The organism is Acinetobacter sp. 197 (assembly GCF_048148385.1).
GTDB classification, from domain to species: Bacteria; Pseudomonadota; Gammaproteobacteria; order Pseudomonadales; family Moraxellaceae; genus Acinetobacter; species Acinetobacter pecorum.
Map to the genome: position 1 here is coordinate 43871 of NZ_JAYWZK010000016.1, position 22825 is coordinate 66695.

Annotated in this window: 18 protein-coding genes and 2 tRNA genes; 7 read left to right on the plus strand and 13 right to left on the minus strand. The window is 43.4% G+C overall.

What is annotated here, in order from left to right:
• Positions 1–184 precede the first annotated feature (184 nt).
• Positions 185–1789, plus strand: a complete 1605-nt coding sequence (locus VXQ11_RS14275) for a bifunctional 3-(3-hydroxy-phenyl)propionate/3-hydroxycinnamic acid hydroxylase (RefSeq protein WP_416706317.1) — start codon at positions 185–187, stop codon at positions 1787–1789.
• A gap of 193 nt (positions 1790–1982) precedes the next feature.
• On the opposite strand, the gene VXQ11_RS14280 is transcribed toward VXQ11_RS14275, so the two are convergent.
• The 7 genes from VXQ11_RS14280 to VXQ11_RS14310 all read right to left on the minus strand — a co-directional run bounded on the left by VXQ11_RS14280 (position 1983) and on the right by VXQ11_RS14310 (position 8301).
• The gene (locus VXQ11_RS14280; RefSeq protein ID WP_064102548.1) at positions 1983–2597 is read right to left on the minus strand and encodes a glutathione S-transferase family protein; all 615 of its coding nucleotides are present in this window, start codon (positions 2595–2597) and stop codon (positions 1983–1985) included.
• 224 nt (positions 2598–2821) lie between these two features.
• Positions 2822–3715, minus strand: a complete 894-nt coding sequence (gene hcaR / locus VXQ11_RS14285; RefSeq protein ID WP_064096390.1) for a DNA-binding transcriptional regulator HcaR — start codon at positions 3713–3715, stop codon at positions 2822–2824.
• A gap of 1 nt (position 3716) precedes the next feature.
• The gene (locus VXQ11_RS14290; protein ID WP_416706318.1) at positions 3717–4916 is read right to left on the minus strand and encodes an MFS transporter; all 1200 of its coding nucleotides are present in this window, start codon (positions 4914–4916) and stop codon (positions 3717–3719) included.
• 31 nt (positions 4917–4947) lie between these two features.
• Positions 4948–5511, minus strand: coding sequence for a TetR/AcrR family transcriptional regulator (locus VXQ11_RS14295; RefSeq protein ID WP_416706319.1), 564 nt, complete (start codon positions 5509–5511; stop codon positions 4948–4950).
• Positions 5512–5964: 453 nt separating this feature from the next.
• Complete coding sequence (locus VXQ11_RS14300) at positions 5965–6486, minus strand: acyl-CoA thioesterase (protein ID WP_064096393.1); 522 nt, start codon at positions 6484–6486, stop codon at positions 5965–5967.
• 285 nt (positions 6487–6771) lie between these two features.
• On the minus strand, positions 6772–6948 hold the full coding sequence (locus VXQ11_RS14305; RefSeq protein ID WP_171254955.1) for a hypothetical protein: 177 nt from the start codon (positions 6946–6948) through the stop codon (positions 6772–6774).
• Positions 6949–7296: 348 nt separating this feature from the next.
• Entirely contained in the window at positions 7297–8301 is a 1005-nt protein-coding gene (locus VXQ11_RS14310) for a patatin-like phospholipase family protein (RefSeq protein WP_416706320.1), read from the minus strand.
• A gap of 123 nt (positions 8302–8424) precedes the next feature.
• Between VXQ11_RS14310 and chrA the strand changes: the two genes are divergently transcribed.
• On the plus strand, positions 8425–9630 hold the full coding sequence (chrA, locus tag VXQ11_RS14315; protein ID WP_416706321.1) for a chromate efflux transporter: 1206 nt from the start codon (positions 8425–8427) through the stop codon (positions 9628–9630).
• 54 nt (positions 9631–9684) lie between these two features.
• Here chrA and VXQ11_RS14320 read toward each other — a convergent pair whose 3' ends face one another.
• The gene (locus VXQ11_RS14320) at positions 9685–11160 is read right to left on the minus strand and encodes an alanine/glycine:cation symporter family protein (RefSeq protein WP_191730547.1); all 1476 of its coding nucleotides are present in this window, start codon (positions 11158–11160) and stop codon (positions 9685–9687) included.
• A gap of 45 nt (positions 11161–11205) precedes the next feature.
• Entirely contained in the window at positions 11206–12444 is a 1239-nt protein-coding gene (gene gltS / locus VXQ11_RS14325) for a sodium/glutamate symporter (RefSeq protein ID WP_416706322.1), read from the minus strand.
• Positions 12445–13343: 899 nt separating this feature from the next.
• On the opposite strand from gltS, the gene VXQ11_RS14330 reads away from it, so the two are divergent.
• A complete protein-coding gene (locus VXQ11_RS14330) occupies positions 13344–14051 on the plus strand; it encodes a nitroreductase (protein WP_064096398.1) in 708 nt (235 codons plus the stop codon).
• A gap of 77 nt (positions 14052–14128) precedes the next feature.
• Here VXQ11_RS14330 and VXQ11_RS14335 read toward each other — a convergent pair whose 3' ends face one another.
• Complete coding sequence (locus VXQ11_RS14335; RefSeq protein WP_416681933.1) at positions 14129–15346, minus strand: multidrug effflux MFS transporter; 1218 nt, start codon at positions 15344–15346, stop codon at positions 14129–14131.
• A gap of 138 nt (positions 15347–15484) precedes the next feature.
• On the opposite strand from VXQ11_RS14335, the gene yccS reads away from it, so the two are divergent.
• From yccS to VXQ11_RS14355, 4 genes are all read left to right on the plus strand, one after another.
• Complete coding sequence (gene yccS / locus VXQ11_RS14340) at positions 15485–17659, plus strand: YccS family putative transporter (RefSeq protein ID WP_416706323.1); 2175 nt, start codon at positions 15485–15487, stop codon at positions 17657–17659.
• An 85-nt stretch (positions 17660–17744) separates the two neighbouring features.
• Positions 17745–18305, plus strand: coding sequence for a YcxB family protein (locus VXQ11_RS14345; RefSeq protein WP_064096401.1), 561 nt, complete (start codon positions 17745–17747; stop codon positions 18303–18305).
• Positions 18306–18475: 170 nt separating this feature from the next.
• On the plus strand, positions 18476–21112 hold the full coding sequence (locus VXQ11_RS14350; RefSeq protein ID WP_416706324.1) for a PepSY domain-containing protein: 2637 nt from the start codon (positions 18476–18478) through the stop codon (positions 21110–21112).
• Positions 21113–21212: 100 nt separating this feature from the next.
• The gene (locus VXQ11_RS14355) at positions 21213–22007 is read left to right on the plus strand and encodes a YdcF family protein (RefSeq protein ID WP_064096402.1); all 795 of its coding nucleotides are present in this window, start codon (positions 21213–21215) and stop codon (positions 22005–22007) included.
• 24 nt (positions 22008–22031) lie between these two features.
• On the opposite strand, the gene VXQ11_RS14360 is transcribed toward VXQ11_RS14355, so the two are convergent.
• The 3 genes from VXQ11_RS14360 to VXQ11_RS14370 all read right to left on the minus strand — a co-directional run bounded on the left by VXQ11_RS14360 (position 22032) and on the right by VXQ11_RS14370 (position 22824).
• On the minus strand, positions 22032–22493 hold the full coding sequence (locus VXQ11_RS14360; protein WP_064096403.1) for a DUF2750 domain-containing protein: 462 nt from the start codon (positions 22491–22493) through the stop codon (positions 22032–22034).
• Between the two features lie 72 nt (positions 22494–22565).
• A tRNA-Val gene (locus tag VXQ11_RS14365) sits at positions 22566–22641 on the minus strand.
• 106 nt (positions 22642–22747) lie between these two features.
• Positions 22748–22824: transfer RNA gene (locus VXQ11_RS14370), tRNA-Asp, on the minus strand.
• Position 22825 lies beyond the last annotated feature (1 nt).

Below are 22825 nucleotides of genomic sequence, written 5' to 3' on the forward strand. Positions count from 1 at the left end.
CACAGAATTAATAGCAGCTATCAAATTTATATTAATTTTATTTTTAAATTCAATTGATTAACTAAAAATAATCTATCAAATTCAATATTAATCATATCCTTCAGCTACTATCGCATAACTTGTTTCTGGTGTTCAGCTGTTCCTTAATAGCCTTAAATGCAAGTCGATTGAATGGACATTCGCTATGAGCAATACCAATTACACTACTGAAGTGGCAATCCTGGGTGCCGGCCCCGTAGGCTTAACCCTTGCCAACTATCTAAGCAAACAAGGCGTAGTTGTCACGATTGTCGAGCAACTGGATAGTTTGATTGATTACCCACGTGCGATTGGAATCGATGATGAATCCTTGCGTACTATTCAGTCTTTAGGTTTAGTCGAACAAGTTTTACCACATACCACCCCAAATCATGCAATGCGCTTCTTGACTCCGAAAGGACGCTGTTTTGCTGATATTCAGCCTTTAACGCGTGAGTTTGGCTTCCCGCGCCGTAATGCTTTTATTCAGCCACAAGTCGACAACGTGCTGCTGCAGGGCTTGAAACAATATAAAAACACCCAAGTGCTATTCTCACGTCAATTGACCCATTTTAGTCAGGATGCTGAAGGCGTGACACTCAATCTGCAAAATAAAGATGGCGTTGCAGAAACCGTACGCGCTCAATACCTGATTGCCTGTGATGGCGGTAATTCTTATATACGCCGTAACCTGGGTATTGCATTTGAAGGTGAGACTGCACCGAATCAATGGATTGTAATCGACCTTGAGAATGACCCTCTCGCTACACCGCATATCTATTTATGTTGTGATCCGGTACGTCCTTATGTATCGGCAGCATTGCCACACAGTATTCGACGTTTTGAATTTATGGTCATGCCAGGTGAAACTCAGGCAGAACTGAGCAAACCGGAAAATATTGCCAAACTTCTGTCCAAGGTTTTACCAAGCACGGATGGTATTGAAGTGATCCGTCAGCGTGTTTATACCCATAATGCCCGTATTGCTGACAAATTCCGTGTCGACCGTATTTTGCTTGCCGGTGATGCTGCGCACATTATGCCGGTATGGCAAGGACAGGGTTATAATAGCGGTATGCGTGATGCCTTTAACCTGGCCTGGAAAATGGCAATGGTCATTCAGGGCAAAGCGACAGCTGAACTGTTGGATTCTTACCAGATCGAGAGGAAAGACCATGCCAAAGCCATGATTGATCTCTCCGTTATGGCCGGCCATGTACTGGCACCACCGAAAAAATGGCAGGGTTTTGTCCGTGACGGTATTGCCTATGCCCTGAACTATATCAAACCCATCAAACAGTACCTGCTGGAAATGCGCTTTAAACCGATGCCTAAATATCATGACGGCGCACTTTTGAGTAACGGTGCCAAGAACTCTCCAGTCGGCAAGATGTTTATCCAGCCACAGGTTAGACTTGAGTCAGGTGAAAAAGTTTTACTGGATGACGTAATTGCTAATGATTTTGCAATTATTGCTTGGGGTGTAGACCCGCAATGGGGTATTTCGGATGCCACCATGCAAGTCTGGAAAAAATTAGACGTCAAATTTATTCAGGTCATTCCCGAAGTTCAACTGGACAATAAAAACCGCAAGCAATTTGAAGGCGTGATTACCGTTGGTGACATCGGCACTGATATTCGCAGCTGGTTCGGTAGAACCACTGAGTCAGTCGTTATTTTACGACCTGACCGTTTTGTGGCAGCCTTGGCGATTCCACAAACACTGGATCATATCAGCCAGCAGCTGTTTAAAAAGCTACATGTAAAATAATTACGAGCATAAAATACATTTACTGAATTATATTCAGAGGTCTGACCACGTGAAAGCGTGGTCTTTTTTTATGTGTATTTTTCTTGCATAGGGCTGGTTTATAAGTTGCTTTCTTTAAGGTCAATGTCTCATTATTCAAGAAAAAGAGCATGTCTGTCAGAAAATATATGAACCACACTTTTTTTTATTGAACTTAGGCATTGATTTTCTGTAACCAGGGTATATCTTTCATTGAGTCACGCTGCGCCAGCAACTGAATAAAGGGCTTGAACTCATCCAGATAGGGCAATATTTTCAAAGAAATGGCAAAAATCAGCCAGTACCCCAGAAATACATCTGCAGCTGAAATTTTCTCACCCAGCAGATATGGATTGGCTTCTTGCATACCTTTTTTGAGAAAGGCTAATAGGCTCTGTGCATGACCAAAGCTCAAGCTCCGTGTTCTTTGCTCAATCTGTTCATCCGGTACGCCCAATCCTTTTAAATCCATAAATTCCGTTAAAGGGCCATGAGTAAAGAACATCCATTTCAGATAAGCGCCGCGCTTGGGATCGTCCAGAGTCGGTGCCAAACCTTTTTCTATATATTTATCGGCCAGATAGGTAAAGATGGCCGCAACTTCAGTAATTATCACGTCCTGATCGACCAGACAAGGTACTTTGCCCATGGGATTAATCGCTAAATATTCGGCCTGATGCATGTTTTCATAAGGTACGTTTATAATTTCAACCTGGTCTGTAATGCCCAACTCCTGTAATAAAAGCATTACAGTCATGCCACGGGACTGGGGATTGCTATATAACTTCATCATTTTTATTCACCCTCTGCTGTTATTTTAATTTTTTAATGCAACTTTTTTTTATTGGCTGCCTTTGATTTCTCTCAATGCAAGAAAAATCAAAGATATCATGTTAAAAAAAAAATCTAGTATAAAGTGCTTCGATAGCCTGTGAAGAACGATTATGTGACAGATTTATCTGCCGAAGCCTTTTTGCTGTTTAAAAACATGCTGTGCTATCAGGTCTTTCTTTTTTAAAAGAAACCCATATAAAACTGTTCTTTCAGGATTTTTAAAATGAGTTCAAGCAGCTCGTTTTTCTGCCCTTTACGATAACTGGCATACAGATTAATCATCGGCAAGGGTTCAATGGTATTTTTGACGATAATTTTATCCCCCAATAACGGGATCACATAAGCCGGAACCAGGCTCCAGCCCACGCCCATCCCGACCAGATTGACATTGAGCAGGATATTGGTTGAGTGCTGGACCACATTCACATTCAGTTTGGATTGCTTGAAAAAGTCAGTGATGATTTTATGGAGTTGTGGTGAAGCATCTTCATCACTAATTACAAAATCCTGATGATTAAAGCTCTTGATACTCACATGGCGCTGCTCGGCAAGCGGTGAATCCTTGGGCATAATCAAGGCCAGCGGCTCACTAAAAATTTGCACATGTTCCAGCTCATCAGACTCATCGACATAGCGGGTAAAGGCAATATCAATCTCGCCTTTTTTTAAGGCCTTTAACTGGCTGGCATCGGTCAGGCTATGAAAATGAATTTTAATATTCGGGAAATGTGCGCGTATATTCGGCATGATATAGGGGAAGATTTTCATTTCAGCGACCGGCACGAAACCGATATTCAACTGATCCTGCTGTGCATTTGCGATCTGTCTAGCGCTCTGTATAGCACGCTCTGCATGTTCAATACTCAATAAGGCTTCTGTTAAAAATGCCTGCCCAGCCTCAGTCAGCCCCACCTTACGGTTATTGCGCTCTAGCAACTGTACGCCTACCTCACGTTCCAGATCCTTGATTTGCTGGCTGAGCGAAGGCTGTACCGTATTTAATTTTTCCGCAGCACGGGTAAAGTTCAGCTCCTGTGCCACGGTCACGAAATAGCGTAAATGTCTTAATTCCATCTTATAACTCCAAGCTTGCCGGGCGCTTATGTCGCTTTTTGGCAACATACTGACGATATACCCATATTGTCATCATGACGAGTACAGCACTTAATATATAGGTGGTTTCAAAGCCCCAAGAAGCAATCAATATTCCAATGACTACTGAACCAATCGCCAAACCCAGATCAAACAGGGTAAAGAAAGTTGAAATTGCATGTCCCATACGCTGCGTATCAACCGACTGAATCGCTAGCGTCTGCAGACATGGGAACAGCGAACCGTAACCAATGCCGATAAATACTGCCGACAACCACAATATCCATTGATTGGAAATCAGACTGACGATCACCAGACCAATAGCAAAAAACACAAAAGAAGGATAAATAACAGCACTTGGTCCCTTACGATCATAAATCTTCCCGACCCAAGGTCTAACCAGCAGCATAGAGGCAGCAAAGACAATAAAGAATACACTGGTATAATCCAACAGCTGCTTGGTTTCACTAAATGCGGTAATAAAGCTCATGATACCTGAGTAGGCAAAAGCCGTCAGCAAGGCGACAAAACTCACTGCCAGAACTTTGACTTCCAGAATATCCTTCAAGCTCAGGCTATTCTTTTCTTTACTTATGGCATCACGTTTAGGTAACTCTGTAATTTTCAGCATCCAGCAGAAAATAAGCCCGAGAGAAATAATAACGGCGAGAACTCCAAATAACACCTTGAAACTGGTGATCTGAATGACAGTCAATGCCAGCAAGGGCCCAAACACTACACCCAGATTGGTCGACATGACGAAATAACCCATGCCCTCACCTTTGCGCTGATCAGGAATAAACTCATTGGCGACGGGTACTGCTACCGTAGTCAGAATACTGAACCAGATGCCATGTAAAAAACGCACCACTAACAGCGACCACATGCTGTCCACCAGTAAATAGCTAAAGGCAAATAAGGCAAAAACTATGCCTGCACTACGCATGGTGATTTTTTTTCCGAACTTTTCAATGATCATGCCGGAAAATGGCCGAATGGCAATCGATGAAGCCAGGAATAGCGTCAGTGCCAGACCAGCTTCTTTTACTGAGCCACCCAGATCTTTCATGATGTAAATCGGTAAAACCGTCAGCAAGGCAAAGTAATAAACGAACAGGAAAAAATTATTAAATAAACACAGGATAAATGAGCGATTCCATAAACGCTCAGCATTAACTGACATAATCACCAACTTTTAAGAAATAAGATCAAACTCAGGCTTGAACAGCAGCAGGATTCAGCACCAACTCGACCAGATTCTGGATATAGTGTTCATCTGGAATGCGGTTGAAAAAAATGATCTGGTAATGAATCGGGCCGTACAAGGTATCCAGCATCAAATCAAAAGGATAATCCGCACGGATTTCTCCGCGTTCAATCGCTTGCTGAATCAGTTGATGAATCTGTTGTCGCCGAGGTAAAAGATATTGCTGAAAAAATCCACCTGCCAGTTCCCGGTGATTGGCAATGACCACCAGTAAAGCCCGCCCTACTGGATGATTCAGTGCCTCTGATAAAAAAACGAGTTGTTGAATAAGATTGCTTTTCAAACTTTTGGAGGTATCCAGTTCAAATACTGAAGCGGTATGTTGCTTGAAAGTATCCAATACCAGTTCCGATTTATGCTTCCACCAGCGATAAATCGTGGACTTGCCTACGCCAGCGCGTGCAGCCACATCTTCAATGGTCAGCTGATGATATTCACATTCTGCCAGTGCATCTGCGACTGCCTGTAAAATGCATTGCTGTCGTCGGGAACTTCTCTCGTCATTGCTCATATTTTTCTGCTTAAGCCTTAAAACCTTAAAAAACGAAACGATACGTATCGTTTTATACTAGAGCAAAATGTTATAAAGCTCCAGCCATAAACTAAAATTGATGCAAAAAAAGAGCTTCAAAGGAAGAAGGAAGAAAAGAAAAGAAAAGAAAAGAAAAGAAATTGACTGATTTTTATTATTTTAATTGCTGATAGAAATTAGATATATGGAAACGTCATTTCCGTGTTTGAGACAGGACTTAATCAGAAAATAGAGGTTTTCACGACAGATTAAAAAAACTGAATGTTAGCAAACCAGTTTTTTAGCGAAGAGTATTGCTCCGCAAGACAGGTTTCTTGCGAAGCTCCATTTTTTATTTTGCCGAAACAAAAGTAGCATCTAGACTGCATCAATTGAATTTGAAAAGAAAAACAACGTTATTCACTATAAATGATTAAGAGGTTATTTCTATATTTAACTTTGTGCGGTCTTTTTATAAATGCTGCATGAGGGATGATGGTTCTCTTGTAAACGCGCTATTTTGCGCTGTTCGGCTGCCTCAAAACGGCAACGCTTCCAGTCATTGTTCAAGTTTAAAGCTGGAATCTGTTTGGGTTTACCATGCTCATCTACTGCCACCATCGTGAAATAACAGCTATTGGTATGACGCACGGTTCTCTTTTGAATATTCTGTGCTTCTACACGAATACCAATTTCCATTGAGGTACGACCAACATGGTTAACACTGGCCAAAAATGTTACCAGTTCACCGACATGAATTGGCTCTTTAAAATTCACCTTGTCTACAGATAAGGTCACAACATAACTACCCGAATAGCGACTTGCACACGCATACGCCACCTGATCCAATAATTTCAGAATGGTTCCACCATGAACATTACCTGAAAAATTTGCCATATCTGGCGTCATGAGAACTGACATCGTTAACTCTGACTGGTCATCTGCTAATGCTGCAATTTGATCTAAAGGGGCCATCGTTTTCTTTGAACTCTTTGAATGATAAGGTTATCATTTATTATTATAGCGTTTTTAACGTGAATAAAATGTTCAATTCGGCAAATCGGGCATCATAATTATTGATATAGAAAATGTGTTCATACAGAAAAAAATATATTTAATTGCTTAAAATGTGAATTAAAAACAAAGTATAAATTATTCAATACCTGTTTAACCAAGGGCTGACAGGCCTGTAATTGAATCATCCATACTATCCCTCCATCAAACCAAATACTTAAAAAATAGAGGGAAATTATTAGAAATTTAAAGCTTTAGTGGTCTGAGCATTTCCTGAACTACATTTTGATAACTCAAAATTTGTTGGCCATCCAAGATGGTTTCAACAGTGAAAGAACCGTCCTGATGGGCAGCTGTTACTGTAAAAATATAATGTTCGAATTGTGCCAGTTTGACCTGATGTCCAATTTCTATATGTGTCATGCTGTCTACATCTGCTGAGTGTTCTGTTTTAACTCCATTCTGGCATGAACGGGGGAATTTTTGAATCTTTGATCAACTTAAGTATACGAATAATAATGTTAAAATTAGAAATCAGGATTAATAAAGCTTATATCTTAAAGTAATAAATTTATAATTCAATAGCTTATATTTCAAATTAGTTTTGTATTTGATAAAAAGTTAAAGCTACTTATAGACATCAGCACTTATCTCATCTTTCATAACAATTACTAAGCTATTAAAGCTGATGATGTTTAATCCTAGTACTGAATATCACCACCTTCTCCTTTGATAAAATGGCAATATTCAGAAAATTCTTGTAAGAGATTTTTATTGGGAGTAATGATCCTTAACCACAAACTGCGGAATACGGTGCCCTCGGGCATAGTCATGTTTTTGATAGGCTTGTGAAATTTCCATCAGCTTTAATTGAGCTGCCTCAATACCCGCCTGCATGGTCAACTCTCTGCCACGCACATCAAAAATATGGCCTTTTTCACGCAGATCTGGCTGAATCACCACATCTGCATGCTTTAATTCTTCATGCGCCAGATGTTGCTGCATAATATTGATGTTCTGATTAAACAGCCCCCAGACATTGCTGGTTTCGGTATGAATCGGCTGTGCTAGAATATCCACCGCAATCACAATATCGGCTCCCAGATCACGCGCCACATCTACCGGTACCGGGCTGACCAGCCCACCATCTACATATTCTTTACCTTGAATAACGGTTGGAATAAACATACTTGGAATCGAGACTGAAGCCCGTACTGCCTGTCCGGTATTGCCATAGTTAAAGACCACTTTTTTACCTTCTTTAAGTGCCGTGGCTACGACAAACATCGGGATTTTCATGGCTTCAAGCGGGATCTGATCGACCTGTAAATTGACATAGTCTTCAACTTTTTTGCCATCAAAAAAGCCTTTTTTAGCCAGTTTAATATCACGGACATCATTGGGTCGCATCGTTAAGGCAATATTGCGCAGTTCAATCGCCGGCTTGCCACTCGCATAAAGGGAGCCCACGATGCTGCCCGCACTGGTTCCGACAATAAAATCGGGTTGAATACCTGCTTGTTCCAGTACTTCCAGCACACCAATATGTGCATAACCACGCGCACCGCCACTGCCCAGAACCAAAGCAATCACTGGACGTTGTTGGGTCTGCTTGATCTTTTGAAAATCAATTTGATTTGGACGTGCCTGTGCTTCTCCACGTTGCGCAGCAGCTTGCAGAGAACTGGTAGCCGACGGGGCGGGCATTTGGGTCGTTTGGCAACCACTTAGGCCAAATACACCCAGTATTACCATACTCAACACATATTTCTGCATGCAGAGAATGTCCTCATTAATCTAAAGCAGCATAGTGTATAAACACATGCATAAATAGTCTGTAGAATTTCGTTAAACTGTCATGCAGTTCAGCTACTTTATCTTCATTTTTCCTATAGCCATATGCCTTCGACCTCGCTGTACCGGATTTTCCTGATTTTCCTGCAACTGGGCTGCATTTCGTTTGGTGGTCCAGCGGCACATTTGATATTTTTTCACCGAAAATTTGTGACCCAGCTGCAATGGCTGAATGACACCCAATACAGTCAACTGGTCGCTTTGGCGCAACTTTTACCTGGGCCGAGCAGCAGTCAGGTAGGGCTGTCGATCGGTTATCTGCAACGTGGCTATAGCGGTGCCGTGATTGCATGGCTGGGTTTTACCCTGCCCTCTATGATTCTGATGGCCTTGGTAGCGCTCTTGGGTCAAAGCTATTTTCATATTTTAAACTCAAACAGCTTTCATACCATCCAGTTAATTGTATTTTCTGTAATCGCCTGGGCTTTCTGGCAAATGCTAAGAAGCTTCTGTAAAACGACCTGGCAATATGCGGTCTTAATCCTCTCGGTGGTATTACTGATGGTGGTCTCAACGAGTTTCAACCAGATTCTGGTGATTATATTGGGCGCGATCTCTGGAATCTTGGCGGGACATTTTTTTCAATCAGATTTGAAACCCAAAGAAATCAATAAAATGGCAATCAGCTCGCCATATATTCGATCTGCCGCTGCACCCTATTGGTTACTGGCATTTATCTTGCCGTTTTTTCTGCTCCCCTTAGCTGGAAAATTATGGGGTGAATCAGACCTGCTATTTTTTTCCAATTTCTATCAAACCGGTTCATTGGTATTTGGTGGTGGTCATGTGATTCTGCCTTTGCTATATCAGGACTTTGTCACAACCGGTTTAGTCAGTGCACAATCTTTTGATCTTGGCTACGCATTTGCCCAGCTGATGCCGGGGCCTTTATTCAGTTTTGCCAGTTATATTGGCGCTTTGCTGCCTTGGACGCCTTATGTCTGGCTGAATGCAGTACTAGCGACCTGTGCAATATTCTTACCTTCATTTTTTCTGATTTTTGCCACCTTACCCTACTGGTCATGGCTGATGCAGCAGCGCCATATTCATCAGGCGGTGATGGGCATCAATGCTGCAGTGGTGGGGCTGTTACTGTATTTATTGCTGGATCTTTCACAACGTTATTTTAGTTATGGCTCCGATCTGGTCTTTGTCGCGGTGATGATTACCCTGCTACGTTCAAAACTACCAGTCTGGTTCAGCCTGATTTTCGGCTTCGTGCTTTATCAAAGTTACTTAAATTTCTTCTAAATAAAACTTTGGCATAAAAAAGCCCCGAATGTTCGGGGCTTTTTGCTTCAAGTCTTACCAGATATCTGATTTAACCTTGTCTTTAAATTTAGGATGGTTATCCAGTTTAAATTCAGGTTCCTTCACACCACGCTTCAGCTGACCGGTATAGTCTTTGAGAAGCATCAACAGGAATGGCATCAGCAACAGGATTGAGATCAGGTTGATACTTGCCATCACGCCCATAAACAGATCTGCCATATTCCAGATCAATGGCACACTCGCGATCGAACCGAAATACACCATCACCAATACAAATAAGCGGAAAATCAACATGACCCAACTATTGTTATTGATGAACTGAACGTTGCCTTCGGCATAAGCATAGTTACCAATAATCGAAGAATAGGCAAACAGGAACAGAATTAGTGCCAGGAAATCATCACCCCAGGCACCAATCTGGCTTTCAAGTGCCATCTGGGTCAAAGTCACCCCTTCAAAGCCTGCATTTTCATATACACCTGAAACCAGAATAATAATGGCGGTACATGTGCAGACCACAAAGGTATCAACAAATACACCCAGCATTTGGATCAGACCCTGATTCACTGGATGCTTGGCATCAGATGCCGCAGCAGCATTCGGTGCTGAACCCATACCGGCTTCGTTAGAGAACAGACCACGCTTAATGCCCATCATCATCGCCATAGATACCATAGCACCAAAGAAACCGCCAGCAGCAGCTTCAAACTCAAAGGCTTTAGTGAAAATAAGCTGGAAAATCGATGGCAAGATATCGTAATTGATTACTGCAATATACAGGGCCACTGCCAGATAGAGTACCGCCATGAGCGGTACAAAGCGTTCAGCGACTTTAGCAATCCGTTTGATTCCACCAAAAATGATCAGGGCTGTCATTACGACCAGAACCAATCCAATCCAGGAAATTTCAAAATCAAATCCGCCCAATGGTAAAATGACATTGGCCTGATTCCAGCCCCAGGCATGAGAGGTTGCCCCAATAATCGCATTGGCCTGAACGGCATTGAATACAAAGCCATAAGTGGTGATCAATGCAATCGCAAAGACAATCCCCAGCCATTTCTGCTTCAAACCTTGGGTAATATAATAGGCAGGCCCACCACGGAATTGCTGGGTCTTACTATCCCTGACTTTAAACAGCTGTGCCAGTGAGGATTCAACTAAAGCAGAGCTCATGCCCAGAAAGGCAGTAAACCACATCCAGAACACGGCACCCGGCCCGCCAATCGCAATTGCAATTGCAACACCCGCGACATTACCTACCCCGACCCGGCTAGCAAGACCAGTAACAAAGGCCTGGAATGGCGTAATACCATGCGCATCTCTGACCTTGCCACGGCTGCCCTTCATCACTTTCATACTGTGCCAGAACAAGCGAATTTGAACTGCACCTGTCGCTACAGTATAGAAAATACCGACTGCGACCAGAAACACAACCAAAAAGTCCCATAAAGGGCCATTCAGGGCATTAATCCAGCCCAGCAAGGTTTCATTTAACTGATCATTCATGTCACGTCCTTATGAGCCTATGACTCATCGTATCAAGCATAAAAATCATGCAAAAAACTTCAAAATCATCTGAATAACAGTGGCATTGATCAAATCAACAAAGAATGCGCCACATAATGGCACGATCAGGAAGGCTTTATGCGATGCACCGTACATATTGGTAATTGCCTGCATATTGGCAACCGCTGTTGGCGTTGCACCCATACCAAAACCACAATGACCCGCTGCAAGTACCGCAGCATCATAGTTTTTGCCCATGATACGGAAAGTGACGAAAGCTGCATACAAAGCCATCGTGATGGTTTGCGCACCCAGAATCACCATGAGTGGTCCTGCAAGGTCAGCCAATTGCCATAACTTTAACGACAATAATGCCATCGCCAAATACAGTGACAATGACGCATTACCAAACACATCAATCGCGCGATCAAAAATCTGAACCTTGAAAATGCCTTCCAGTACATTACGCAGGAGTACACCGCCGCCCAATGCCCAGACAAATGTTGGCAGTTCAAAAGCAGTACCTTTACTGAAACCTGTCATAAACTCTGCAAAAGCCAAACAGCCTGCAAACAGGCCCAATGTGGTAATAGCATTATCGGCAGTGATCAGACGCAGACGATGTGGATATTCAAATTGTACGTATTCCTCTGAAGTGCTATCCATTGGGGTGTTGTCACGCTTTTCGATCTGCTGATCGGTACGTGCAGTAGCCAGGTTATGACGATTGATCAGTAATTTGGCCAATGGTCCGCCAATAATACCGCCGATAATCAAACCAAAGGTCGCACTTGCCATCCCCAGTGCCAAAGCACCCTGAATGCCATGTTCAACTTCAAAAATCTCCCCCCATGCGCCTGCAGTACCATGACCACCGGTTAAGGTAATCGAACCGGCAATCAGGCCAATCAACGGGTCAATACCCAGTAATGTTGCCAGACTCATGCCGACCGCATTTTGCAAAATAATGAAAGCCGAAACAGCAAACAGGAAAATAACCAGACCGATCCCGCCTTCACGCAACTTGGAAAAGTTGGCACTCAGACCAATCGAAGCAAAGAAAATCAGCATAAAACTGGTTTGTAATTCTGCACTGGTGGTGATGCTGTATCCCCACAGTGAATGCACCAGCAATGAGATGATCGCCGCAACCAAACCGCCTGCAACCGGCTCAGGAATGTTGTAGCGCTTTAAAAAATCGATTTTATTAACCAGGAACCGCCCAAGTAATAAAACAATCACTGCGGCAATCAGGGTATAAAATGCGTTAAAAGTAAAATCCATAATTTTTTGCCCAAGATGATTCTGAATTTTTTATTATTCTAAAAGTCGTAGAGTTGACTATATGTCTAGCTCTCTCATTAGATATGCATCCGTTACATCCGGATTTAATCTATGACCTTTAGAAAACAAAACGTTTATCATCTCTTTCAAACTTATGAATATCATCGTCACGATCATATTCAACAAATGAGAGATTTATAAAAGCAACACCATTTCTATTCCGATACTCAGTCTTTTGGAAAATTGCAGACAATCTTCAAACAGACGTACATGCTAATAAAAAAACTGTGTTTTAAGCTCAAAAAACATTCACTGATTGATGAGTGCTTTCAACCTAAAGGCTTCATTCAAGCCATCTGGAATAGCGTTATTTCAAACAGATCTTGATCATGCAAAGCATGAATTAAGATGAAAAGTCGTACATTATGCTGTTTCTTTGTATAACGTTATATTGTTTTTTATTAGCAATAGTTAATAAAACTATAAAAAATAATTATAAGTTCTCATTTTTTATATGAAGATTAAACTATCTTTTAATTCAAAAAAAATATTAGTCTCTTACTCAAAACAGAATAACACCGGAATCCTGAAATTAAATTAACTCGATTTTCAGGCAAAATAAATGTGTTCTCTGTGTGAAATTGTTATTGTTAAATTGTTCAAACACTTGGGATTTAAGCTATTTTTTTCACTTAAAGACAATTTTCATAACGATCTTTATTCTGATCATTTAGAGGACTAAACTCGTATTTTGGAAGGCCAAATAAGTGCTCTTTGGCTATTTTTTGGATAAATCATTTTTATCAGCCGGTAAACAATGAATTTTTCCTATCCCCCCTTCTGTTTGTTTAGTTTATAGTCATTGCCAACTCAATAAGGATATTTGACTGGACTTTACAATGGATCAAAATTTTGTTCATGCGGTAGATCACACCATTACCTCTCGTCATTCAGTACGTGCTTTTTTAAATACACCCGTGAATACCGACACCTTAAAAGAGATTTTGGCCGTTGCCAGCCGTGCCCCTTCAGGCACCAATACCCAACCCTGGAAAGTGTATGTGGTAACTGGCAAAAAGCGCGATGAAATCGTGCAACGTGTCTGTCAGGCACAAATGCAAATCTATGCAAATCCGGAATTGTCACAGCAGTATCAGGAAACTTTTGCCTATTATCCTGAACAATGGATCTCGCCATTTATTGAACGTCGTCGTGAAAATGGCTGGGGTTTATATGGCTTGCTTAACATTCAAAAAGGCGAAAAGGAAAAAATGGCACGTCAGCAGTTACGCAATTTTGAACTATTTGATGCGCCTGTCGGCCTGTTCTTTACTGTCCATCGTTCTTTGGCGATTGGTTCCAAAATGGATGTTTCAATGATGATCCAGAATGTCATGCTGGCCGCAAAAGCCCGCGGTCTGGACACTTGCCCGCAGGCTGCCTGGAATCATTTTCACCCGATCGTACTTGATCTGGTGGGTGCTCCAGCCGATGAAGAGCTGGTCTGCGGTATGGCACTGGGCTATGCCGATCCAGAGCAGATTGTTAACAGCTTTATTACCCCGCGCGTTCCCGTAGAGGAATTTGCCGTGTTTATCGAAGAGTGAGGCAGGCAGGGCTAAGTTAATTGACTTAGCCCTCTGTCCGGATCAGTATTTTTATTGCCTGAGAGAACAGCCAGCATCTATGCATTTTTTAGGCTGGGCATTTTTATTTTAAAAATTGTCCAAGCAGAAATACAAACAAAAACCAGCATGATCAATGCCATATTCAGTAAAGCCTGCCAGAGCATAAAATTCAGTAATACGCCGGCCAGTAATCCACAGACAAATTGCATACTTCCCATAATGGCACTGGCAGTTCCTGCCCGCTCGCCCTGTTCAGCCATTGCCAGAGCCATGGCATTCGGACCAGTAAAACCGATGGCTGCCACTATGACAAACATGCCTGGCAGTACCCAGAGCACAGAGTTTACGTCCAGACAGCCCAGCAGGATTAAAGCTGACACACCGGCAAACTGCAGACAGGTGCCGATTTTCAGACGCTGCAATATCGAGAAACGTCCGGCCAGCCGCTTATTCAATGTCGAAAACAGCATGATGCCGACCGCATTTGCACCAAAAGCATAGGCAAACTGCTGCTCGGTGAGCTGATAACGATCCATCAAAATGGCCGAAGAAGCACTGATATAACAGAACATCACCGCACCGGAAAAACAGCCGGCATAAAGCGGGCGCCGAAAGCTGGGATCCTGAAAAATGCTACGGTATAGGCTTAATACCTGTTGAAAATTCAGCTTGAGACGGCGTTCTGGTTCCAAGGTTTCTTTAAAAAGAAAGTGCACACAAGCCAGACTCAGCAAACCACAGCCCATCAATACCAGAAATATCGTGTTCCATTCATAAAATTTTAGTATCCAGGCCCCCAGACTCGGGGCAATAATTGGTGCAATCGCAGTCACAATCATCATGCTGGCAAAGGCCTGAGCTGCTGAGTGCATATCCAGACGGTCACGAATTGCAGCACGTGCCATGACCACGCCAACACAGCCACCGAGAGCTTGTAAAATCCGGGCAGTGATCAGACTCCATTCATCCTGCACAAAGACACACAGCAAACTTGCCCCAATGTATAAGCACAGCCCAAAATACAGTGGCGGTTTACGTCCAATCCGGTCACTGATCGGTCCATAAATCAGCTGTCCGACAGCCAGACCAAAGAAATAGGCCGGCAGGCTATTGGAAACCATTTGAGTACTGACACCAAAATCTGCAGCCATGGCCGGCAAGGCAGAAAGATACATATCAATGGATAAAGGCCCGAGCGCACTCAGTGCTGCCAGCAACACAATCCAGGACATGGCATAAGGTTGTTGTACTATTTTATTCGATGTCATAAGCATGAAGATTTAAAGCGCTAATATGCAGACAAATTAACACAGTGCATAGTATGATTTAGCCTGAAATGAAGATTTATAAATCTACTATTTTCATTAGTATATTCAGATTCAGCTGTAAAACTGCAGCATAAAGGACGACCTTTGAAATCTTGGCTCACTCGTCTCAAGCAAACTACCTATAACACGACCTTAATGTATAACCTGCGCATGATGACGGCATTTGCAGGTACTGCCTTTGTCCCCTATTTTATGGGACAACAATTATTGACCATTCCACTGACTTTAGGGGTGGTTGCAGCCGGTTTAAGCGATATTGATGACCGCTTTTCTGTGCGGATTTTAAATCTGCTCTACACCTATATTGGCTTCTTTATTACGGCGGTTGGGGTATATCTGCTGTATCCACATCCAGTCCTGTTTGCCTTGGCATTGATTGTGTCCTGTATTGCACTGATTCTGCTGGGTTCTCTTGGCAGGCGCTATGCCACGATTTCCTATGGTTGTCTGGTCATTTCCGTTTACTCGATGCTCGGGGTGGAGCTGTTTGATGAATGGTATAAGCAGGCTGGCCTGCTGGTGATCGGCGCAATGTGGTATGGCTTGCTGTCAACGCTGAGTTTCCTGGTCTTCCCTACCCGACTGGCGCAAGACAAGCTTGCCATCTCCTATTCTGCGCTCGGTGACTTCTTATATGCCAAATCCAATCTTTTTGATGTGGATATGACTCCTAAAAGCTATCAGCAGAGCATGATTGAACTGTCGATGGAAAATGGTAAGCTGATTACCATTTTTAACGAAATGAAAACCGCCCTTCTGACCCGTCTGAAAGGTGACCGTGGGCAAAAAGATACCCGTCGCAGTTTGCAGTATTATTTTGTTGCGCAGGATATTCATGAACGTGCCGATTCGGCACATATTGACTATCAAAAACTGGCCAAGATTTTCCAGCATAGCGATATCCTGTTCCGCTTCCAGCGTATCATGTCAATCCAGAGCAAGGCCTGTAAGGATCTGAGTGAAAGTTTGCTGCAGCGCAAACCTTATGTGCATAACCAGCGTTTTAAGCATGCATTCGATAACCTGAGACTGTCGCTAGATAAATTACGTCAGGATCAGCATTATGACCAGGCTTGGATCAACGCCCTATTTTCGCTGTTTCAGAACCTTAAATCGATTGATGCCCAGCTACGCAACCTGGAAACCGAACAGAGTATCAAGTCTGAACGTTTCAAACATATCGAAAACCAGCTCAAAGATGATGACCTGAAAGGCTGGGATGACATCAAGGTTCGAATTAAACAGCATCTGACCCCAGAATCAGTGCTGTTCCGGCATGCCATCCGCCTGTCGATTGTGCTGCTGATCAGCTATATCTTCGTACAGGTCAGTAATATTGAATATGGTTACTGGATTTTATTGACCGCCCTTTTTGTCAGCCAGCCAAACTTTAACGCCACCAAACGCCGTTTACGTCTGCGCATTATCGGTACTTTGGTCGGGATTATTCTCGGTTATGCCATTCTGTATTTTGTGCCCTCCATCGAAGGACAGTTATTACTTCTGGTACTGAGCGGAATTCTGTTCTTTGAATTGCGTAGTAAACAGTATGCACAAGCCACTGCCTTTATCACAATTTTAGCGCTGATCAACTTCAATCTGGATGGTATGGGCTTTGCTGCGGCCATTCCAAGGATGATTGACACCTTAATTGGCTGTGCGATTGCCTGGTTCGGTGTCAGCTTTATTTTTCCGGACTGGAAGTTCCGACGTTTACCGCGCAGTATCAAACGCAGCTTGCAGGCAGAAGTCAATTATTTGAATGAAGTCATCGAGCAGTATAAATCGGGACGTAATAATGGTCTGCAATATCGGATTGTCCGCCGTGCTGCCCACAATACCGATGCCGAGGTGGCTTCACTGATTTCAACACTGGCCACAGAGCCCGATATTGATCCGGTACAAAAATCACTGGCCTTTGAGTTCCTGTGTCTGAACCATACTTTTATCAGTTATATTGCTGCACTGGGAGCGCATCGGGAAAAAATTGAAGATCAGGACATCCTGAATCTACTGGACCACGCACTGGATAATATTCGTGATGCATTGCTGCAAGATGAAATGCCCGATTCGAGTACACAGAATATGATTGTGAATATTCGGCAGCGTCTGTCTCATGAACGGGAGCAGGATCAGAAATCCCTGATCATTTTGCAGCAACTGTCTTTAATGTTTAGCATTTTAAATCAGTTAAGCCAGCTCAAACAAAGTTTAAGTCATGAGTGGGATGAACAGGCAACAGAATTGGGTTCATTATAATTTGGCTGATTTTGGAACAATATACTCACTGAATTGGTACAATTAATGCTAAACTTTTTACAGTTTAAAATCTGCTAGTTTCCCTATGACCGCGAAAAATTTATACGCTTATACCCTCCAGCCTGTGAACTATGAAATTTCAGAAGCCGAGCAACGTCATGCTCAGCTGGTGATCTGGCGTAGTACCAATAAAATTGGCATGAAAGCATGGCTGATCATGGGTGCTGTTGTTGCACTTTCTATTCTGGGCATTCTGCTTCTGAAGAACTACTCTACTGTGTTCTGCTGGGTAGCGATTGTCTGTGTGGTGTTGTATTACCTGATCCGTACCTTTGGTCTGGAATGGTATGTTAAACGCAAGATGAATGAATTTCCGGTACAGGAAATCAAGGGCGTTCGCTTGGGCGTGCAACCGCACGGTATCGTGATGCGCCAGAAAATGGGTATGCAAGAAGGTGTTGGCGCGATTAGCTGGAAAGACATCTATGAATGGTACAACACACCAGAATTTATGTTGGTCAATTTCAAGGTTAAAGGCCAGCAAGGTGCATACATCCTGCCTAAACGTCTGGACAGCAAAAACTTTTCTTTTGCCACGATTCGCAAACATCTTGAAGCAGAAGTCGGTCCGGCAAAACAAATTTAACCGCTTCATTCTTTCATAAAAAACCTCCTGCCTCGGCATGGAGGTTTTTTTAATCACACAACATTGAATGATAATGAGAATAAATATTATCTTCAACATCTATAATTTAGGCTTAAATTTCAGTTATAATTTTGGCATTATTTTTATCGCTTACCCTTAATCTGACCACCATGATTAAAAAGACATTTTTCCAAATCCACTGGTTTCTGGGGATTACAGCAGGTTTAATCCTCTCGATAATGGGGGTCACTGGCGCAATCTATTCCTATGAACAACAAATATTAAAATGGATAAATAGCGACAGTTATACGGTTCAGGTTCAACAACGTGAAAAACTTACGCCTGCCCAGCTATATCAGCACTTTAACCATACTGCACCTGACATGAAGATCAACAGTATTACCGTGGCACAAGACCCAAGTGCTTCAAGTACTGTAAATGTTGCTAAAGAAGGTGCGCGGCGTGGCCAGAACATCATGGTCAATCCATATACCGCAGAAGTATTGCCAGAGATTAAGGGCCGGGAATTTTTCCAGTTTGTTCAGCAGTTGCACCGTAATTTAACAGTGGGCCCGGTGGGTAAACAGATTACCGGCGCCTGTACCCTGATGCTGATCTTTTTCGTACTGTCAGGTCTTTATCTGCGTTGGCCGAAACGTCATTCGATCAAGCAATGGCTGTTTATAAAGCCTCAGCTGAAAGGCCGTAATTTTATCTGGGATCTGCATGCTGTCGTGGGGACCTGGGTAGTGATTTTCTACCTGATTCTGGCCTGTACCGGCCTGTACTGGTCTTATGACTGGTGGCGCAACGGCATGTTTAAGGTGCTAGGTGTGGAACGCCCGCAACCGGAAATGCAGGCCAATGCCGGCAATAACCGTGGTGAAGGCCGTCAAGGTGGCGAACGTGGACCGCGCAGCGAAGGTAAAATACGTGCTGAAGATCGCCTGAATGGCGAAAGAGGTTCACGTGGTGAAGGACGTGAAGAAACTGGTATGAATCCAGAAAATATCTCTCGCGCACTGGATCTGAGCTGGGCTGGTTTTAATACTCAATTTGCTCACAAATACTCGACTGTAACATTTAACCTGCCGAAAAAATCGGATGGCGAAATGCAGCTGAGCTTTGTCGACCCTGTAGTACAGCATGAACGCGCCCGGAACAATGCTACTTATAATTACCGGACGGCTGAATTCACCAAAGTTGAAATGTACGAAGATAAAAAGCTCAATGAAAAAATCATGAGCAGCATGTTACCGGTGCATCGAGGCAGTTTCTTTGGTCCGATCTACCAATTCTTTGTCATGGTCGCAGCCTTGTTGATGCCCTTGTTCTTTGTGACCGGCTGGATGCTCTATCTGAAACGTCGCAAGCAGAAAAAATTAACCTTGGCTGCACGTCAAGCTACAATAATTCAGCCTTTAGATCCAAATGCCAAACCGTGGCTCATTGCTTATGCCACACAAACAGGAGTTTCCGAGCAGCTGGCCTGGCGTACAGCGACTGCCCTGCAGGAGGCGCGGCAACCTGTAACCGTCAAGCCGGTGCAGCAACTCACACTAGACGAGTTACAGAAAACCGAACAGGTATTATTTGTTGCCAGTACGTATGGCACGGGTGAAGCACCGGACCTGGCCTCTTCTTTCGAGAAAAAAATCCTGTCTGCAAAAGCTGATCTTAGTCATTTAAGCTATGCGGTATTGGCCTTGGGCTCTCGGGAATATCCGGACACCTACTGCAGCTTTGGTCTTCGAATTGACCAGTGGCTACACCAGAATGGTGCGCACCAGCTTTTCAAGACCATTGAAGTAGATAATGCCAATAATGAGCATATTCAGCAGTGGAATACTGCACTTGCACGGGTGACTCGACTTGAACTGCAAGCAATGAATATTGATAAGACTTTTGATCAGTGGATCTTGAGCAAACGTGAACTGCTGAATCCGGGTAGTCTGGGTGCCCCTGCCTTCAATATCGAACTGGTTCCCGAGCATGAAGCAGTCTGGCAGGCAGGTGATATTGCCGAGATCCAGCCAGGAAATAGCCCGGAACGTATTCGTGTATTTATGCAAAAATACCAGATTGCTGCCGGTACACAGGTCCCATCTCTGCAACAAAGCATTGAACAGGTGCTTTGGGATCGTGATCTGACTCAGGCTGAACCTTTTGATTCTCTGGATCAGCTTCTCATTCAATTACCGACCTTGCCAACGCGCGAATACTCGATTGCCAGCATTCCAAGCCAGCAGGTTTTGCGGCTGGTAGTGCGTCAGAAAACCGATGCCGAGGGCAATCTGGGATTGGGCTCCGGCTGGTTGACTCAACATGCAGCGCTGAATGCACCCGTTGCACTACGTATTCGCAGCAATGACTCTTTCCACCTGATTAATGACAACCGTCCGATTATCTGTATTGGTAATGGTACCGGTATTGCGGGACTATTAAGTCTGCTCAGTGCACGTAACCGTCAGGACTATACCCAGAACTGGCTGATCTTCGGTGAACGTCAGCGTGAACATGATTTCTTCTTTAAAGAAACCATTCAGGCCTGGCTGCAAATGGGAACTCTGAAACGTCTCGATCTGGCCTTCTCTCGTGACCAGGAGCAAAAAGTTTATGTACACCATAAACTGCGTGAACAGGCTGAAGAACTGAAAGCCTGGATTGCTCAAGGTGCAGTAATCTATGTCTGTGGTAGCATCAATGGTATGGCCAGCGATGTAGATCAGGCGCTGACTGATATTCTCGGTGAAAGCGTGCTAGATCAATTACGTCTGGATGGCCGTTATCGCCGTGATGTATATTAATATAAGCTGATATATAATAAAAACCGGGCTATTGAGCCCGGTTTTTATTTGAAGATACAGAAGTAATAATAAAAATATTGATAAGAAAAAGGAAACGTAGATGCTCAAGCAACTGAAACGAAGTCTCAGCCTGATTTCTGGCTTGGTTCTCTGCATATATAGTATCTGGTTAATGAACCAGGGGCAGAGGCATTTTGCCATCCCCCTGTTTCTCATGATTGGTGGAGCACTTATCCTGTACACCCTGCTTTTTTCATCTATTCAGCGCTGGAAACAGAATTCCCGGTTCAGGACATGGTTCTGGAACTGTCTCTGGGGCGGTTTTTTTTGTTGGATCATCAGTGTCGCGGCCTTCTTCGCCTATATCCAGATGTCGATCAACTCCAATATTCCAACACAACCCGCTACAGCAATTCTGGTATTAGGCAGTGGCATTGACCAGGGTCAGCCTTCCCCCATTCTGAAAAATCGTCTGGACACTGCAGCAAAGTATGCAGAACGCTATCCCAATATTTTGATGATCATGACCGGTGGACGAAATCTCTGGGAAAGACAGAGCGAAGCTGAAGTCATGCAAAATTATATTCATAGGACCTATCCGCGGCTCAAAAATCCGATCAGTTTAGAAGATCAAAGCAGAAGTACCCAACAGAACCTGCAATATTCTCAAGTGATCTTGAAACAACAGAATATAGGACAACATGAACCCATTGCGATTGTCACCAGCGATTTTCATAGCCCTCGCGCGCGGGCCATTGCCAGACATCAGGGTTATCAACACGTCATCAGTCTGAGTGCCAGCACTCCCCAGAATATCCGCTACAATTCCTGGCTCCGTGAATATTTTGCTTTGATTAGTGGCTGGCTGCTAAATGAATATTCATTATTTCAATAAAAAAAATATTGAAAAACAGGAAAGTTAATTTAAACGAATCTGTCTGGGCAAAGGCATGTCCGGATTTTTAAACAGTTCCGGCTTTTGCATATAGATCTGATACAGATAGTTCTTAATATCAAGTAATAGTTTTTCTGGTGCCACCAGAATATTCTGCCCTTCTGGCGTCAGGTCAAGCGAGACAATGGTACTTTCCTGGCGTAAAAAAGGAATGACTTTTTCTACAAAATCCTTGAGGCTAATTTCCTGAATATCGTAATTCACCCAATTATCTTTAATGAGCAGTCGCGCCAGACTTTTACTGTGCCAGCTGGCAAATGCACGTTGTCCGGTAGGCGTGGCACACAAAGCCCAGCCATCCTGATAAAGCGCAAAAATGCCAGCATTGGCAACAATGGCTTCAATATATTGCTTATAAAGTTGTTGAGGGTCGTATACCGTATGTTGAAATTTGGACGCTGCCTTGCGCTGATAGGGATTTCTCATGGTCGTGAAATCTTAATATTATTATAATAGAATCAGATTCTAAGGAAAAAACAGAATTGAGGCAAGAAGATATGGTGGGCGCTGACGGGATCGAACCGCCGACATTCTGCTTGTAAGGCAGACGCTCTACCAACTGAGCTAAGCGCCCTGAGAAAAACAACAGCGTTGTTTTTAATGACGCAAGACTAACAAGGAATGTTGTCTTGGTATCTGGAAAACTTAGATCTCAGGAATCCAAGCTTCTCATCTTAAGATGGCGCAGCGGACGGGGCTCGAACCCGCGACCCCCGGCGTGACAGGCCGGTATTCTAACCAACTGAACTACCGCTGCA

Bases quoted from the DNA above. Each gene is read 5' to 3' on its own strand.
- chrA (WP_416706321.1), top strand. From the start codon at position 8,425: ATGCCTTCGACCTCGCTGTACCGGATTTTCCTGATTTTCCTGCAACTG.
- VXQ11_RS14335 (WP_416681933.1), bottom strand. From the start codon at position 15,346: ATGCTTATGACATCGAATAAAATAGTACAACAACCTTATGCCATGTCC.
- VXQ11_RS14355 (WP_064096402.1), top strand. From the start codon at position 21,213: ATGCTCAAGCAACTGAAACGAAGTCTCAGCCTGATTTCTGGCTTGGTT.
- VXQ11_RS14345 (WP_064096401.1), top strand. From the start codon at position 17,745: ATGACCGCGAAAAATTTATACGCTTATACCCTCCAGCCTGTGAACTAT.
- VXQ11_RS14280 (WP_064102548.1), bottom strand. From the start codon at position 2,597: ATGAAGTTATATAGCAATCCCCAGTCCCGTGGCATGACTGTAATGCTT.
- VXQ11_RS14350 (WP_416706324.1), top strand. From the start codon at position 18,476: ATGATTAAAAAGACATTTTTCCAAATCCACTGGTTTCTGGGGATTACA.
- VXQ11_RS14290 (WP_416706318.1), bottom strand. From the start codon at position 4,916: ATGTCAGTTAATGCTGAGCGTTTATGGAATCGCTCATTTATCCTGTGT.
- VXQ11_RS14330 (WP_064096398.1), top strand. From the start codon at position 13,344: ATGGATCAAAATTTTGTTCATGCGGTAGATCACACCATTACCTCTCGT.
- VXQ11_RS14300 (WP_064096393.1), bottom strand. From the start codon at position 6,486: ATGGCCCCTTTAGATCAAATTGCAGCATTAGCAGATGACCAGTCAGAG.
- VXQ11_RS14310 (WP_416706320.1), bottom strand. From the start codon at position 8,301: ATGCAGAAATATGTGTTGAGTATGGTAATACTGGGTGTATTTGGCCTA.
- gltS (WP_416706322.1), bottom strand. From the start codon at position 12,444: ATGGATTTTACTTTTAACGCATTTTATACCCTGATTGCCGCAGTGATT.
- VXQ11_RS14295 (WP_416706319.1), bottom strand. From the start codon at position 5,511: ATGAGCAATGACGAGAGAAGTTCCCGACGACAGCAATGCATTTTACAG.
- VXQ11_RS14320 (WP_191730547.1), bottom strand. From the start codon at position 11,160: ATGAATGATCAGTTAAATGAAACCTTGCTGGGCTGGATTAATGCCCTG.
- VXQ11_RS14305 (WP_171254955.1), bottom strand. From the start codon at position 6,948: ATGACACATATAGAAATTGGACATCAGGTCAAACTGGCACAATTCGAA.
- hcaR (WP_064096390.1), bottom strand. From the start codon at position 3,715: ATGGAATTAAGACATTTACGCTATTTCGTGACCGTGGCACAGGAGCTG.
- VXQ11_RS14275 (WP_416706317.1), top strand. From the start codon at position 185: ATGAGCAATACCAATTACACTACTGAAGTGGCAATCCTGGGTGCCGGC.
- VXQ11_RS14360 (WP_064096403.1), bottom strand. From the start codon at position 22,493: ATGAGAAATCCCTATCAGCGCAAGGCAGCGTCCAAATTTCAACATACG.